At 55.2% G+C, this 14,286-nt stretch carries 15 protein-coding genes and 2 tRNA genes; 12 read left to right on the top strand and 5 right to left on the bottom strand.

The genetic code is table 11. The features are described 5' to 3' along the window. The first annotated feature begins 116 nt into the window (after positions 1 to 116). From RTP97_RS05650 to RTP97_RS05640, 3 genes are all read left to right on the top strand, one after another. Positions 117 to 190 (top strand) — tRNA-Cys (locus RTP97_RS05650). 12 nt (positions 191 to 202) lie between these two features. Continuing rightward, positions 203 to 289: transfer RNA gene (locus RTP97_RS05645), tRNA-Leu, on the top strand. 128 nt (positions 290 to 417) lie between these two features. Then, positions 418 to 1,083: a YecA family protein gene (locus RTP97_RS05640; RefSeq protein ID WP_312411697.1), complete on the top strand. Its 666-nt coding sequence runs from the start codon at positions 418 to 420 to the stop codon at positions 1,081 to 1,083. 54 nt (positions 1,084 to 1,137) lie between these two features. Here the strand turns inward: RTP97_RS05640 and tyrP are convergent, their stop codons facing one another. The 3 genes from tyrP to yecR form a co-directional block, all read right to left on the bottom strand. Then, positions 1,138 to 2,349, bottom strand: coding sequence for a tyrosine transporter TyrP (tyrP, locus tag RTP97_RS05635; RefSeq protein WP_312411695.1), 1,212 nt, complete (start codon positions 2,347 to 2,349; stop codon positions 1,138 to 1,140). Positions 2,350 to 2,548: 199 nt separating this feature from the next. Continuing rightward, entirely contained in the window at positions 2,549 to 3,046 is a 498-nt protein-coding gene (gene ftnA, locus RTP97_RS05630) for a non-heme ferritin (RefSeq protein WP_312411692.1), read from the bottom strand. A 195-nt stretch (positions 3,047 to 3,241) separates the two neighbouring features. Continuing rightward, on the bottom strand, positions 3,242 to 3,580 hold the full coding sequence (gene yecR / locus RTP97_RS05625; RefSeq protein ID WP_312411689.1) for a YecR family lipoprotein: 339 nt from the start codon (positions 3,578 to 3,580) through the stop codon (positions 3,242 to 3,244). Between the two features lie 259 nt (positions 3,581 to 3,839). Between yecR and RTP97_RS05620 the strand changes: the two genes are divergently transcribed. Then, on the top strand, positions 3,840 to 4,478 hold the full coding sequence (locus RTP97_RS05620) for an RpiB/LacA/LacB family sugar-phosphate isomerase (RefSeq protein WP_312411686.1): 639 nt from the start codon (positions 3,840 to 3,842) through the stop codon (positions 4,476 to 4,478). A 43-nt stretch (positions 4,479 to 4,521) separates the two neighbouring features. On the opposite strand, the gene RTP97_RS05615 is transcribed toward RTP97_RS05620, so the two are convergent. Next, complete coding sequence (locus RTP97_RS05615; RefSeq protein WP_312411683.1) at positions 4,522 to 5,943, bottom strand: MFS transporter; 1,422 nt, start codon at positions 5,941 to 5,943, stop codon at positions 4,522 to 4,524. A gap of 213 nt (positions 5,944 to 6,156) precedes the next feature. Between RTP97_RS05615 and azuC the strand changes: the two genes are divergently transcribed. Together azuC and RTP97_RS05605 are read left to right on the top strand one after the other, a co-directional pair. Then, complete coding sequence (gene azuC, locus RTP97_RS05610) at positions 6,157 to 6,240, top strand: stress response protein AzuC (protein ID WP_088218881.1); 84 nt, start codon at positions 6,157 to 6,159, stop codon at positions 6,238 to 6,240. Between the two features lie 66 nt (positions 6,241 to 6,306). Continuing rightward, positions 6,307 to 6,558 carry a DUF2766 family protein gene (locus RTP97_RS05605; protein WP_042391403.1) on the top strand — a complete coding sequence of 84 codons (252 nt, stop codon included), beginning with the start codon at positions 6,307 to 6,309 and terminating at the stop codon, positions 6,556 to 6,558. Positions 6,559 to 6,711: 153 nt separating this feature from the next. On the opposite strand, the gene RTP97_RS05600 is transcribed toward RTP97_RS05605, so the two are convergent. Beyond that, complete coding sequence (locus tag RTP97_RS05600) at positions 6,712 to 7,215, bottom strand: non-heme ferritin-like protein (protein WP_312411681.1); 504 nt, start codon at positions 7,213 to 7,215, stop codon at positions 6,712 to 6,714. 209 nt (positions 7,216 to 7,424) lie between these two features. On the opposite strand from RTP97_RS05600, the gene RTP97_RS05595 reads away from it, so the two are divergent. From RTP97_RS05595 to otsA, 6 genes are all read left to right on the top strand, one after another. Next, on the top strand, positions 7,425 to 7,982 hold the full coding sequence (locus RTP97_RS05595; RefSeq protein WP_312411679.1) for a DJ-1/PfpI family protein: 558 nt from the start codon (positions 7,425 to 7,427) through the stop codon (positions 7,980 to 7,982). Between the two features lie 317 nt (positions 7,983 to 8,299). Continuing rightward, complete coding sequence (locus RTP97_RS05590) at positions 8,300 to 9,289, top strand: arabinose ABC transporter substrate-binding protein (RefSeq protein ID WP_312411677.1); 990 nt, start codon at positions 8,300 to 8,302, stop codon at positions 9,287 to 9,289. 73 nt (positions 9,290 to 9,362) lie between these two features. Further along, on the top strand, positions 9,363 to 10,877 hold the full coding sequence (gene araG, locus RTP97_RS05585) for an L-arabinose ABC transporter ATP-binding protein AraG (RefSeq protein ID WP_312411675.1): 1,515 nt from the start codon (positions 9,363 to 9,365) through the stop codon (positions 10,875 to 10,877). 14 nt (positions 10,878 to 10,891) lie between these two features. Beyond that, positions 10,892 to 11,872: an L-arabinose ABC transporter permease AraH gene (araH, locus tag RTP97_RS05580; protein ID WP_238085055.1), complete on the top strand. Its 981-nt coding sequence runs from the start codon at positions 10,892 to 10,894 to the stop codon at positions 11,870 to 11,872. Between the two features lie 182 nt (positions 11,873 to 12,054). After that, positions 12,055 to 12,861, top strand: coding sequence for a trehalose-phosphatase (otsB, locus tag RTP97_RS05575; RefSeq protein WP_312411715.1), 807 nt, complete (start codon positions 12,055 to 12,057; stop codon positions 12,859 to 12,861). After that, entirely contained in the window at positions 12,836 to 14,260 is a 1,425-nt protein-coding gene (gene otsA / locus RTP97_RS05570) for an alpha,alpha-trehalose-phosphate synthase (protein WP_312411672.1), read from the top strand. Before otsB ends, otsA begins: the two co-directional genes overlap by 26 nt. Positions 14,261 to 14,286 lie beyond the last annotated feature (26 nt).

Raw genomic sequence — 14,286 nt, 5'->3', positions numbered from 1 at the left:
ACGACCTTGCCAAGGTCGGGGTCGCGAGTTCGAGTCTCGTTTCCCGCTCCAAATTAAGGTATCGGCACTGTATAGTATTGAACAGCGCGGGTATGAGTCGAAAGACAAAGATTTAAGGCGCGTTAGCAAAGCGGTTATGTAGCGGATTGCAAATCCGTCTAGTCCGGTTCGACTCCGGAACGCGCCTCCAATTTCCTCCCGAGCCCGGATGGTGAAATCGGTAGACACAAGGGATTTAAAATCCCTCGGCTGTAAGGCTGTGCGGGTTCAAGTCCCGCTCCGGGTACCATTGGAAATTAGCAGAATAATCAAAGCAATAAGCAGTGTCGTCAAACCACCTACGGGTGGTTTTTTTGTGCCTGCGATTTGCAATCGTCTATTATATATACGCCCGCCCCAAACTGAGGTAGTAATTTTATGAAAACCGGACCGCTGAATGAGCAAGAGCTGGAGTGGCTGGATGACGTGCTGGCGAAGTACAGCAACGATGCATCCATTGTCGATGTCGCGGAGCTGGATGGCCTGCTCACTGCGGTGCTGAGCGCGCCGATGGAGATTGAGCCGAGCGAGTGGCTGGTGGCCATCTGGGGCGGGGCGAATCACGTTCCGCGCTGGTCATCTGAGAAAGAGATGGAGCGCTTTATGACGCTCTCGTTCCAGCATATGAATGATATCGCCGAGCGTCTTGCCGATTATCCGGAGCAGTTTGAGCCGCTGTTTGGCACGCGCACCATTGAAGGCCAGGATCTCAGCATTGTAGAGGAGTGGTGCTTCGGCTATATGCGCGGCGTATCGCTCAGCGACTGGTCATCGCTGCCAGCATCGTTACAGCCTGCGCTGGAGGCCATTGCCCTGCACGGTACAGAGGAGAACTTTACCCGCGTAGAGGAGATGACCCCAGAGGCGTTTGAGGCGAGCGTCGAGGCGTTGAAACCCGCTGCGCTGGCGCTGTTTGACTACTGGGCTGCCAATCAGCAGGAGCGGGCGGTAAAACAGCCGATTGTCAACGGCGATAAGGTGGGGCGCAACGACCCTTGTCCGTGTGGCAGCGGTAAAAAATATAAGCAGTGCTGTCTGCACTAAGCGCGGCAACGCCGGGCGGCACTGCGTTTGCCCGGCCTACGTGAGCCCACTTCTCTAACCCACCTCTGGCAGCACTCCCGCTGCAATACCACCCTGAATTACAATCACCGCTACGCCGCAGAAGAGCACCAGCAGCAGGGCCGGTTTGCCGCCCCGAACGCGGTATCCCGTCTGTGGCATATGCTTACGACTCTGCCACGCCAGCAGGGAGGGGATCAGCAGCGCCAGCACGGCCAGCGCCACGCCCGCATACCCCAGCGCCATCACAAAGCCACGCGGATAGAACAGCGCAAAGGCCAGCGGCGGCAGGAAGGTAATCGCCCCGGTCTGGAGCCTGCCCGCTGCGCTGTTGCGACGGTTGAAGAGATCGGCCAGGTAGTCAAACAGGCCCAGAGTCACCCCCAGAAACGAGGTTGCCAGCGCCAGATCGGCAAACAGATGCACCGCCAGCTCTACGTGCGGCGAGGCGACGACGTCGCGCAGCGCCTGCAACAGGCCGTTAAGCCCAGCATTGTTAGCCATCAGGCCAAAGAAGGTGGTGGAGTCGATGCTGCCCAGCGTCGCCAGCTGCCAGAAGATATAGGCCACCAGCGGAATGGCGCTGCCGGTAATAAATACCCAGCGTAGCTTCTGCACGTTGCCATTCATGTAGCTAACGATGCTCGGCACGCTGCCGTGAAAGCCAAAGGAGGTGAAAATCACCGGGATAGCGGAGAGCGCCAGCCCTTTTTCCAGCGGCAGCGTCAGGAGGTTAACCTTATGCACGTGGGGCATCAGCAGCGCCAGCATCACGATCAGGAAGATCAGCTTGGCGCTAAACAGGAAGCGGTTGAAGAGATCCACCAGCGAGGTACCAATGCAAACCACACCGCCCGCCACCAGGGTAAACAGCAGAACGCCGGTGGTAGGCGAAACGGAGAGGCTTAGCCACTCGCTCAGGCTGGAGGCCAGCAGCTCGCCTGCGCCACTCATGTAGGCCGCCGTCAGGGCATACATCAAAAACAGCATGCTGAAACCGGTCGCCCACTGGCCGTAGCGGCCAAGATAGCGGCGCGCCAGCGTGCCCAGCCCGGTATCGGCCGGAACGTGCTGGTAGACCTCCAGCAGCAGGAGGGCGGTATAACACATCAGCCCCCACAGGCAAAAGAGTAACGCCAGCGTTACGCCAAAGCCGACACCCGCGGCGGCCAGCGGCATCGCCAGCATACCGGCACCTATCGTGGTCCCGGCAACGATAAACATACTGCCAAAAGTCCTGTTCTTCACGCTTCTCTTTACACCTGAACTACGCACCAAAATTGTGCGGCGCAGAGTAAGGCAAAACGGCGTTGACGTCAAACCACCGTTACAAGCAGTGTAAAGATAACGATACGTTTTTTGATGGCGTATTACGTAGGGGAGAGGGAAATTAATGTATAGGGCGAGGCGGGATTAATTACGGCGGCACAGTGTGCCGCCAGAGTAACTATTTTTGTGCGTCGAGCGTAGAGAGTTCTTTATCAATAAAATAGAGACCTTCGCCACTTTTGCCGGCCAGGGCGAGTTTATCAATAACTGATTTAAATAATTTCTCTTCTTCGTGCTGCTCGGCCACATACCACTGCAGGAAATTAAAGGTGGGATAATCCTGGTTAGTCATTGCAGAGTGGGCCAGGGCATTTATCTGACGGCTGATCAGCTGCTCGTGCTCATAGGTGGCGCGGAACAGTTCATCCAGCGAGGCATACTCGGCGAAGGGCGTGGGGATCGCGTTAATGCGCGGCAGGCTGCCGGTATCGGTCAGGTAGTCAAACAGGCGCTGCATGTGGGTCATCTCTTCCTGCGCATGGCGACGCAGAAACGCAGCGGCACCTTCAAAACTGTTATAGCTACACCAGGCGCTCATCTGCTGATAAAGCAGGGAGGAGTAAAGTTCAAGATTCATCTGCTCATTGAGCTGTTCAATCATTTCAATTTTAAGCATGGTGTTATTCCATAACAGGCGGGAAAAAGTTAAGTGCCGTCACTATAATTTGTTATTTAATTATTTGCAAAAGGTAAAATAAAAAAGTTCTTTTTAAAAATACGAATGGGAATAAAACGCATTGGCGCTTATTTAATAAATAAATGAGAATTGTTTCTTTTATTATTTGCCAGCGGCGCTGCGCTGGCAAATACATTAATAGTAGACGCCCGCCGGGGTATAGCTGACGGCTCGCCCTTGACACTGGTACTGTATAGTGACGGTTTCGTTCAGGCACAGCGAGCCACTAATCACGCTACAGGTCTTAACCGGCTGACCAAAGGCAACCGCGGTGGCGTAGCCTATCTGCTGACACTGACGGTTAGCTGTTCCCTGGGTGGTATAGTCGTCATAGCGTGCCTTCTGCAGCATCGTCTCGTTAAAGTGCAGTCGCACCAGGCCCGTTGCCGGGTTAACGTCGGTGACTTCAGGTTCCTTCGTGATGGTGCATCCGGCAAGCAGCATCAGCGAAGCGGCAAGGAGGAGTCTCTTCATGCAAACGCTCTGTTCAGTTTCGATGATCTCATCCTACAGCCTGCTTCGTCAGGCAATGACCGGAATAGCCAAAGATTCTTACTTCTCTAATTGCAACGGCAGGCGGGAGAGGGGTGGGTACAAGCAAAACTGTGACCGCATCTCTAATTTTTAAAACCATTTTTCATTAAATTTGAAAGTATGTTTGCCAGGTAGTAAGGTTTAACCTGATTAGCCCTTTATGACGGGATCCCCCGCAACGCATTCAGGAGAAGAGATAATGAAAATTGCACTGATGATGGAAAATAGCCAGGCTGCCAAAAACGCCATCATCCTCAACGAGCTGAAAACCGTCGCTGACGATAAAGGCTTTCCGGTTTTCAACGTTGGGATGAGCGATGAGAACGATCATCACCTGACCTATATCCATCTGGGCATTATGGCCAGCATTCTGCTGAATTCAAAGGCGGTTGACTTTGTGATTGCCGGCTGCGGCACCGGTCAGGGTGCGCTGATGTCGCTGAACATCCATCCGGGTGTGAACTGTGGCTACTGTATCGATCCCGCCGACGCCTTCCTGTTTGCCCAGATCAACAACGGTAATGCGCTGGCGCTGCCGTTTGCCAAAGGCTTCGGCTGGGGTGCAGAGCTGAACGTACGCTTTATCTTTGAGAAAGCGTTTACCGGTCGTAAAGGCGAAGGCTACCCGCCTGAGCGTAAAGAGCCGCAGGTGCGTAACGCCGGGATCCTCAATCAGGTGAAAGCAGCAGTAGTGAAAGATAACTATCTCGACACCCTGCGCGCAATCGATCCTGAGCTGGTAAAAACCGCCGTCTCCGGCCCGCGTTTCCAGCAGTGCTTCTTTGAACACTGCCAGGATAAAGAGATTGAAGCGTTCGTTCGCGAAGTGCTCGCCTAAGTTCCATGGTGCCGGGCAGCGCTACGCTGACCCGGCTTACAGATTAACGTTTCTTCGTTGACACCGCGCTGCCCGCATCCTTAGCCAGTCTGAAGGTATCGACCATCCCCACTAGACAGATCAGCGCAATAAAGACAAACGCCAGCCGAAAGCTGATGCCCGGCACGCCGCTCAGGGCCAGCCAGTCGCTGGCTTTCTCTCCCAGCCGAATCCCGATGGCGCCAAGCGTGATGCCCAGCCCGACCGCCAGCTGTGTAGCGGTGCTGAACAGGGTATTGGCATAGCTCATCTGCGCGGAGGGGACATCGGCAAAGGCCAGCGTGCTGACGCCGGTAAACTGCACCGAACGAAAGACCCCGCCCAGATAGAGCACAACAAAAATAACCCATACTGGCGTCGTTGGCGTAATAAAGGCGCAGGCCAGCAGGGCCAGCACGTTCAGCGCACCGTTAATCAGCAGCAGCTTTTTGAAGCCGAGCCAGCGGATCAGCGGTGTCGTGGCGGGCTTAATGGTCAGGTTGCCTACGAAGACCGCCAGCACCAGCAGCCCGGCATGAAACGGATCCATCCCAAAGCCGACCTGGAACATCAGCGGCAGCAGAAACGGTACCGCGCTGATGGAGGCGCGAAACAGCGATCCGCCGTACATGGTGACGCGAAAGGTGTGCACCTGCATGGCATCGAGGCGGATCATCGGCCAGCGGACGCGCTGGAAATGGCGTAGCGCATAGACCAGGGTTACCGTGCCCAGCGCCAGCAGGCACAGCGTCCACGCTCCCTGCTGCTGCTCGCCCCCCAGCATCTCCATGGCGCATACCAGGCTGACCATTGCGACTGAAGTAGAGGCAAAGCCCATAAGATCAAACGGACGGCGCTCGTCGTCGCGAATATCGGGAATGATGCGCAGCGCCAGCGCAATAGCCAGCAGGCCAATCGGCACGTTGATAAAGAAGATCCAGCGCCAGTCGGCGTAGCGGGTGATAAAGCCTCCCAGCGGCGGGCCGATAATGGGTGCAACCAGCGCGGGCCAGGTGAGGGTAGCGATGGCGGTGATCAGCAGATGCTTAGGGGTGGTACGCAGCACGGCGAGCCTGCCGACGGGAACCATCAGCGCGCCGCCCATCCCCTGCAAAATGCGCATTGCGACAAACATCTCCACGCTGGTGGAAAGGCCGCAAAATACCGACGCGAGCGTAAAGATCGCCAGCGCGGCGGTGAAGACCTTGCGCGCGCCGAAGCGGTCGGCTATCCAACCGCTGGCCGGGATCAGCACTGCAAGGGTGATGAGGTAGGCGCTGATACCTATGTTCAACGCCACCGCTTCGACACCAAAGCTTCGCGCCATATCCGGCAGGGCCGTCGCTATCACCGTCCCGTCAAGAAACTCCATAAAAAAGGCCCCGGCTACCAGCAGCGCGGCGGGCGAGACGCCCCGCGTCTTCTCCGGGAGGGTGTTTTCACTCATTTTTGGTCTGCCATTTCAAAAAAAATTATAATAATTAAAAAAAATGAAATCGTCGTAACCTTAAGATTAATCAACGATTTTTTAACAAAGTTAAAGGAATCGCGTAAAAATTGGTGTGATATTCATCACAAAGTGGTTGATTTTTGTGATGCAGGTCATATTATACGTCCATCGACAAGTAACACCTGCACAACAAAATAGCCGGAGCAAAACATGAAATTGCGCAAGATCCTGAAAAGCATTTTTGAAACCTACTGCAAGACTTTTAAAGACGTACCGCCGGGCGCTATGTTTTAATAAAGTTGCTGTGATAAAAAACCTGCTGCGGCAGGTTTTTTTGTTTCTGTAACTCAGGAGTAACCTATGTCTCAAAATCTTAGCGCCGATCAGGAGCTAGTGTCCGACGTTGTGGCCTGCCAGCTGGTGATCAAACAGATCCTCGACGTTATTGACGTCATCGCCCCGGTTGAAGTACGTGAAAAGATGGCCAATCAGCTTAAAACCATCGACTTCACTACCCATCCAGCCGCGGCCGACCCGGTTACCCGGCGTGCTATTCAGAAAGCCATTGCCTTAATTGAGCTGAAGTTTACGCCGCAGGAAGAGACGCACTAAAGCGCGAGCACAGGCAAACAAAGTAAACCTTTGTTTTGTTATTTTCAAACGGATGTTTTCTTTGGTCGCTGTGGCTCTGCGCCCGCATTGAGTTTCAGTCCGGGCGGCAGGAAAGGCGGGAAGGACTCCCGCCAGAGAGGTAAAGGGTGAATATCAGTGCCTGCGGCAGTTCACCACGTTAAGCAGCGCCCGATCGGTCTGGGCAATATTTTTGCCGTCGCGCAGCGAGCGATGAATTTCACTGATTAACAGCTGGAGCAGCAGTCCATCCTGCTGCTCTGCTTTTTCCAGCTCGCGCAAAAAGTTAAGCGTCTTTTCATCCTTCACGGCTTCTGCTTCTTGACTCAGCCGCGTCAGCATTTCACACCGCACGTTGTACTCTTCAAGCGCCTTCTCAAACAGCTCCTCTAACGAATTGAAACTGTCCGGGGGATTTTCCTGCGCTTTCACAATCGGGTAGGCCCCGGCGCGTTTCATAAAGTCGAACACGCGCATCATGAGGTTTACCTTCTCCTGCGCCTGTGCGCGAAGGAACGTTGCCGAACCCGGTAGATTATGCTCTGAACACCATTCACTTAATGAGAGGCAGAGGTTGGATGCCTGAAACTCAAGGTTAATCTGCGAGTTGAGTTTTTGTGCCATGCCGAGAGTCGCCATAATGACCTCCTTCTGTCCTGGATGGGGCTGCGATTAATGCCAGCCGTACTGCGTCGACAAACCGATCGTAAAGCGTTATGCAGCTAACAATTGTGATCCAGCAGACACTTTTCAGCGGAATAAACGAATAATCTGAATAAAAATAGTGGCTTACATCCATGTGTGAATGTATGCAATGAAGGGTATCGTTAAATATTAAGGAGTTGGAGATGAAAAAAGTTGCTGTGCTGCTGGCCCCCGGTTTTGAAGAGGCAGAAGCCATCGTTACCATTGATATACTGCGTCGGTTGCATATCGAGGTCGAAACGCTGGCCTGTGCCTCGTCCCGCGCCGTGGTGAGCTATCACGCTATTCCTATGGTGGCCGATGCTACCCTGAGTGAGCGCCTGGATACGCTTTACGATGCTGTGGTACTGCCTGGCGGGCCGGAGGGGAGCGTTAACCTTGCCGCCAACCCAGATGTTATCGCCTTTGTGGCCCGCCATGACGAGGCGGAAAAGCTGATCTGCCCCATCTGCTCGGCAGCGGCGCGTGTGTTGGGGGGAAATGGCCTGCTGAAAGGGCGGCGCTACGTCTGCTCGGGCGAACTGCATGAAACCGTAACCGACGGCCACTATGTCGATGCTGCTGTAGTCGAGGATGGCAACCTGATCAGCGGCAAAGGGTTAGGCCGGGTATTTGATTTTGCCTTTGCCGTCTCGACGCGCCTTTTGGGTAACGATGCCCCAGTGCGCGACCACGCGGATCACATCTATTATCCACTCTGACTTCCCGCCTCTAAATCATTCCCTTCAGGCCACAAGGATAAGCTGGCTGGCCTGATGGAGAATTCTGCTACACCCTTCCGGATTTGTCTGACAAATACGCCAATTCTTATGAAGATAATCGCTGAATTTATGCACGCTTTTACTGTAATTCTGCGGTGTGATGGCGCTCTCCTATGGAGGATCAATTTCCCGCTAAAACTACACCTCAGCAATAGCATCTCCTGATAGACGTGTGCTAATGCCTTGTTTTAAGGCTGATTAGACAGCTAATAAACTCTCATTCCCTACATAAAAAAGTGTTAAAGCTGGAGTTAACCATGCACAAATTCACTAAAGCGCTGGCGGCAATTGGTTTGGCTGCCGTTATGTCACAATCCGCTATCGCCGAAAATATGAAGCTCGGTTTTCTGGTCAAGCAGCCGGAAGAGCCGTGGTTCCAGACCGAATGGAAATTTGCTGATAAGGCAGGCAAAGATTTAGGTTTTGAAGTCATTAAAATCGCCGTACCGGACGGTGAAAAGACGCTGAACGCTATCGATAGCCTGGCCGCCAGCGGGGCGAAAGGCTTTGTTATCTGTACCCCGGATCCCAAGCTGGGTTCGGCGATTGTTGCTAAAGCGCGCGGCTACGACATGAAGGTCATTGCGGTGGATGACCAGTTCGTCAACGCCAAGGGCCAACCGATGGAGAGCGTGCCGCTGGTGATGATGGCCGCCAGTGAGATCGGCGCTCGCCAGGGTCAGGAGCTCTATAAAGAGATGCAAAAACGCGGCTGGGATGTGAAAGAGACCGGCGTGATGGCCATCACCGCCAACGAACTGGATACCGCCCGTCGCCGCACCTCCGGCTCGATGGATGCTCTGAAAGCCGCAGGCTTCCCGGAAAAACAGATCTATCAGGTTCCTACCAAATCAAACGATATTCCTGGCGCATTTGATGCCGGTAACTCCCTGCTGGTTCAGCATCCGGAAGTGAAACACTGGCTGGTGGTCGGCATGAACGATAACACCGTGCTCGGCGGCGTACGCGCCACAGAAGGTCAGGGCTTCAAGGCCGCCGACGTGATCGGTATCGGCATCAACGGCGTTGACGCCGTGAGCGAGCTATCCAAGGCTCAGGGCACCGGCTTCTACGGCTCGCTGCTGCCAAGCCCGGACGTGCATGGCTATAAGACCAGTGAAATGCTCTACAACTGGGTGGAGAAAGGCGCTGAGCCGCCGAAGTTCACTGCGGTTACCGACGTGGTGCTGATCACCCGCGACAACTTTAAAGATGAGTTAGCGAAGAAAGGGCTAGGCGTGAAGTAATTCCCGCCGTTGGTTGCGCCCTTCATCGCATGATGAAGGGCCAGTCGTACCATCAATGCGTCACGGAGACGTTATGCAACAGTCAACTCCATATCTCTCTTTCCGTGGTATTAGCAAAACCTTCCCCGGCGTAAAGGCCCTGAGCGACATCAGCTTCGACTGCTATGCCGGTCAGGTGCACGCCCTGATGGGGGAGAACGGCGCGGGTAAATCGACGCTGTTAAAGATCCTTAGCGGCAACTACGCCCCCACCGGCGGAACGCTGGTGCTGCAGGGCCAGGAGGTCAGCTTTGCCGACACCACCGCCGCACTGAATGCCGGCGTGGCGATCATCTATCAGGAGCTGCATCTGGTTCCCGAGATGACCGTCGCGGAAAATATCTATCTTGGCCAGCTGCCACAGAAGGGCGGGCTGGTAAACCGCTCGCTGCTTAACTATGAAGCCCGTCTCCAGCTGGAGCATCTTGGGCTGGATATCGATCCGCAGACGCCGTTGAAGTACCTCTCCATCGGCCAGTGGCAGATGGTTGAAATTGCCAAGGCGCTGGCGCGCAATGCGAAAGTAATCGCCTTCGATGAACCGACCAGCTCGCTCTCGGCGCGGGAGATCGACAACCTGTTCCGTGTGATCCGCGAGCTGCGCAACGAGGGACGGGTCATCCTCTATGTCTCCCACCGTATGGAGGAGATTTTTGCCCTTAGCGACGCCATCACCGTCTTTAAAGACGGGCGCTACGTGCGCACCTTTGCCGATATGCAGCAGGTTAACCATGACTTGCTGGTGCAGGCGATGGTCGGGCGCGATCTCGGCGACATCTACGGCTGGCAGCCACGAGAATATGGGGCGGAGATGCTGCGTCTGGAGTCGGTAAAAGCCCCTGGCGTGCGCCATCCCGTTAGCTTCTCGGTGAGGCGCGGTGAGATCGTTGGCCTGTTCGGGCTGGTGGGGGCAGGGCGCAGCGAACTGATGAAAGGGCTGTTTGGCGGCACGCGCATCACGGCGGGCCAGCTGATCATCGACGGCAAGCCGCTGGATATCCAGAAGCCCGCCCACGCCATTCGCGCCGGGATGATGCTCTGTCCCGAGGATCGTAAGGCCGAAGGCATTATTCCCGTCCACTCCGTGCGTGACAACATCAACATCAGCGCCCGGCGCAAGTCGGTTCGCGCCGGATGCCTGATCAACGACGGCTGGGAAGTGGAAAACGCCGACCATCATATTCGTTCCCTCAATATCAAAACGCCCGGTGCTGAGCAGCTGATTATGAATCTCTCCGGCGGCAACCAGCAGAAAGCCATTCTTGGCCGCTGGCTGTCGGAGGAGATGAAGGTCATTTTGCTTGATGAGCCAACGCGCGGTATCGACGTCGGCGCGAAGCATGAGATCTACAACGTTATCTACGCCCTGGCCTCCCGTGGCGTAGCGGTACTGTTTGCCTCCAGCGACCTGCCGGAAGTGCTCGGCGTCGCCGATCGCATTCTGGTGATGCGGGAAGGGGAGATCGCCGGTGAGCTGCTGCACGGCGAAGCAGACGAGAAACAGGCGCTAAGCCTTGCCATGCCTAAAGTGAGCCAGGCCGTCGCCTGAGTGAGGAGAGTATCATGTCATCAGTAACAAGCTCTGGCGCAGGAAAGTCGCCGTTTAGTCTGGGACGCATCTGGGATCACTACGGCATGCTGGTGGTCTTTGCCGTACTGTTTATCGGCTGCGCCCTGTTTGTGCCTAACTTTGCCAGCTTCGTCAATATGAAGGGGCTGGGTCTCGCCATCTCGATGTCGGGCATGGTGGCCTGCGGCATGCTCTTCTGCCTGGCCTCCGGCGACTTTGATCTGTCGGTTGCCTCGGTTATTGCCTGTGCAGGCGTCACCGCTGCGGTGGTGATCAACATGACGGAGAGCCTGTGGATTGGCGTCTTTGCGGGCCTGATGCTCGGGGTATTGAGCGGTCTGGTTAACGGCTTCGTCATTGCAAAGCTGAAGATCAACGCCCTGATCACCACCCTCGCCACGATGCAGATCGTGCGCGGTCTGGCCTATATCATCTCCGACGGTAAAGCGGTAGGTATTGAAGACGAGCGCTTCTTTACCCTCGGCTATACCAACTGGCTCGGCCTGCCTGCGCCCATTTGGCTGACGGTGGCCTGTCTTATCATCTTCGGTTTCCTGCTCAACAGAACCACCTTTGGCCGCAATACGCTGGCCATCGGCGGTAATGAAGAGGCGGCTCGCCTGGCAGGGGTGCCGGTGGTGCGCACAAAAATTATTATCTTTGTGCTCTCCGGGCTGGTATCGGCCGCCGCCGGGATCATTCTGGCGTCGCGTATGACCAGCGGCCAGCCGATGACCTCCATTGGTTACGAGCTGATCGTTATCTCCGCCTGCGTGCTTGGCGGCGTCTCCCTTAAGGGCGGCATCGGAAAAATCTCGTATGTGGTGGCAGGGATCCTGATCCTCGGCACCGTTGAGAACGCCATGAACCTGCTTAATATCTCTCCCTTCTCGCAATACGTTGTGCGCGGCCTGATCCTGCTGGCGGCGGTGATCTTCGACCGCTACAAACAGAAGGCGAAACGCACCGTCTGATGCCCGGTATTTTGCCGAAGAGCCTCTTTTTTAATCGTTTTTACCTCTCAGCCAGCCGCAATTGCGGCTGGTTTCTTTACGTTTGAATGGCGAGGAGCGTGACACTGTCTATACTTACATGGCTAATGATAATGAGTGATGGTCGTGAACGCGGCATCGAAACCAGAAAGGAGGATATCAGGGTGGCTGACCAGTTAGCTGTACCGCCTGTACTTTCCGCAAACTATGCTTACTTCTTTGACCTCGACGGAACCCTCGCCGAAATCAAACCTCGTCCCGATCAGGTCTTTATTCCCGCCGGGGTGATAACCCTGCTCAAACGACTGGCCGAAATGAATCAGGGCGCGGTAGCGCTGGTATCGGGTCGTTCGATGAAAGAGCTGGATGCTATCGCCTCCCCGCTGCACTTCCCCCTTGCCGGGGTGCACGGTGCGCAGCGGCGCGACTACCAGGGCAAAACGCATGAGATCACCCTGCCAGCCGATCAGGTTAAGCAAATGGAGCTGGCGCTGATTGCCGCGCTCGATCGTCTGGAAGGGACGGAGCTTGAGGCGAAGGGAATGGCGTTTGCGCTGCACTATCGCCAGGCCGTTCACCATGAAGAGGCTATTTTTACTCTGGCAAAGGAAATGGAGGAGAAATATCCGAATTTAGCCCTCCAGCCGGGTAAATGCGTGGTAGAGCTGAAACCGCGTGGTATCAATAAAGGAGCAGCAGTTGAAGCATTCATGCAGGAGCCGCCGTTTTGCGGGCGCAAACCTGTTTTCCTGGGAGACGACCTCACTGACGAGGCAGGCTTCAAGGTTGTGAATCGCCTTGATGGCGTATCCGTAAAGGTAGGTATTGGCGCGACGCAGGCGCAGTACCGGCTGGAGAGTGTAGCGGACGTTCATCAGTGGCTTGAAAAAATAATTGACCACCAACAACAAGAAGAGATGGCGCTAACTAACAGGAGAGATGGCTATGAGTCGCTTAGTCGTAGTATCTAATCGTATCGCACCGCCGGATGATAAGAAATCGAGCGCCGGTGGACTCGCCGTCGGCATTATGGGTGCACTGAAAGGAACCGGCGGACTCTGGTTTGGCTGGAGTGGTGAAATTGGTAACGAAGATAAGCCGCTGAAGAAAGTGACCCGCGGCAACATTACCTGGGCCTCGTTTAACCTCAGCGAGCAGGATTATGATGAGTACTACAGCCAGTTTTCCAATGCCGTGCTGTGGCCCGCTTTTCACTACCGTCTTGATCTTGTAAAGTTCCAGCGCGAGGCCTGGGAGGGTTATCAGCGCGTGAACGCACTGCTGGCGGACAAGCTGGTGCCGCTGCTCGAAGAAGACGATATTCTCTGGATCCATGATTACCACCTCCTGCCGTTTGCCAACGAGCTACGCCAGCGCGGTGTAAACAACCAGATTGGTTTCTTCCTGCATATTCCATTCCCAACCCCAGAGATCTTCAACGCGCTGCCGCCGCACGCCGAGCTGCTGGAGCAGCTGTGCGACTACGATCTGCTGGGCTTCCAGACCGAGAGCGACAGAGTGTCATTCCTGGATAGCCTTTCGAGCCAGACGCGCTTGACTGCCCGGGGCGATAAAACCCATACCGCATGGGGCAAAACCTTCCGTACCGAGGTCTATCCTATTGGGATTGAACCGGAAGAGATCGCCGAGCAGGCCTCAGGCCCGCTGCCACCGAAGCTGGCACAGCTCAAGGCCGAGCTGAAAAATGTGAAAAACATCTTCTCCGTCGAGCGGCTGGACTACTCTAAGGGCCTGCCGGAACGTTTCCATGCCTATGAAACTCTGCTGGAGAAGTTCCCGCAGCACCACGGTAAAATCCGCTATACGCAGATTGCACCTACCTCGCGCGGCGAGGTTCAGGCCTACCAGGATATTCGTCATCAGCTGGAGACCGAAGCTGGACGTATTAACGGTAAATATGGTCAGCTGGGCTGGACACCGCTTTACTACCTTAACCAGCACTTTGACCGTAAGCTGCTGATGAAGGTCTTCCGCTATGCCGATGTCGGGCTGGTGACGCCGCTGCGTGACGGGATGAACCTCGTTGCTAAAGAGTACGTGGCGGCGCAGGATCCGGCTAACCCAGGCGTACTGGTGCTCTCTAAATTTGCCGGTGCGGCTAACGAGCTAACCTCGGCGCTGATTGTTAACCCGTACGATCGTGACGATGTCGCTAATGCGATGAACCGGGCCTTGACCATGCCGCTGGCGGAGCGTATTTCCCGTCACGCTGACATGATGGATGTGATCAGAAAAAATGACATTCATCACTGGCAGGAGAGGTTTATTGCCGATTTAAAGCGTATAGCGCCTCGTAGTGCAGAGACTCTTCTGCAGAACAACGTGGCGACATTCCCCAAACTGGCGTAATTGAGCTAGCGCTCCCGCTGTAGCGG

The sequence above is a fragment of the Pseudescherichia sp. genome, from assembly GCF_031998825.1.
Classification (GTDB): domain Bacteria; phylum Pseudomonadota; class Gammaproteobacteria; order Enterobacterales; family Enterobacteriaceae; genus Pseudescherichia.
Note: the sequence above shows the minus strand (reverse complement) of the source record. Positions and strands in the feature narration are given on the sequence as shown.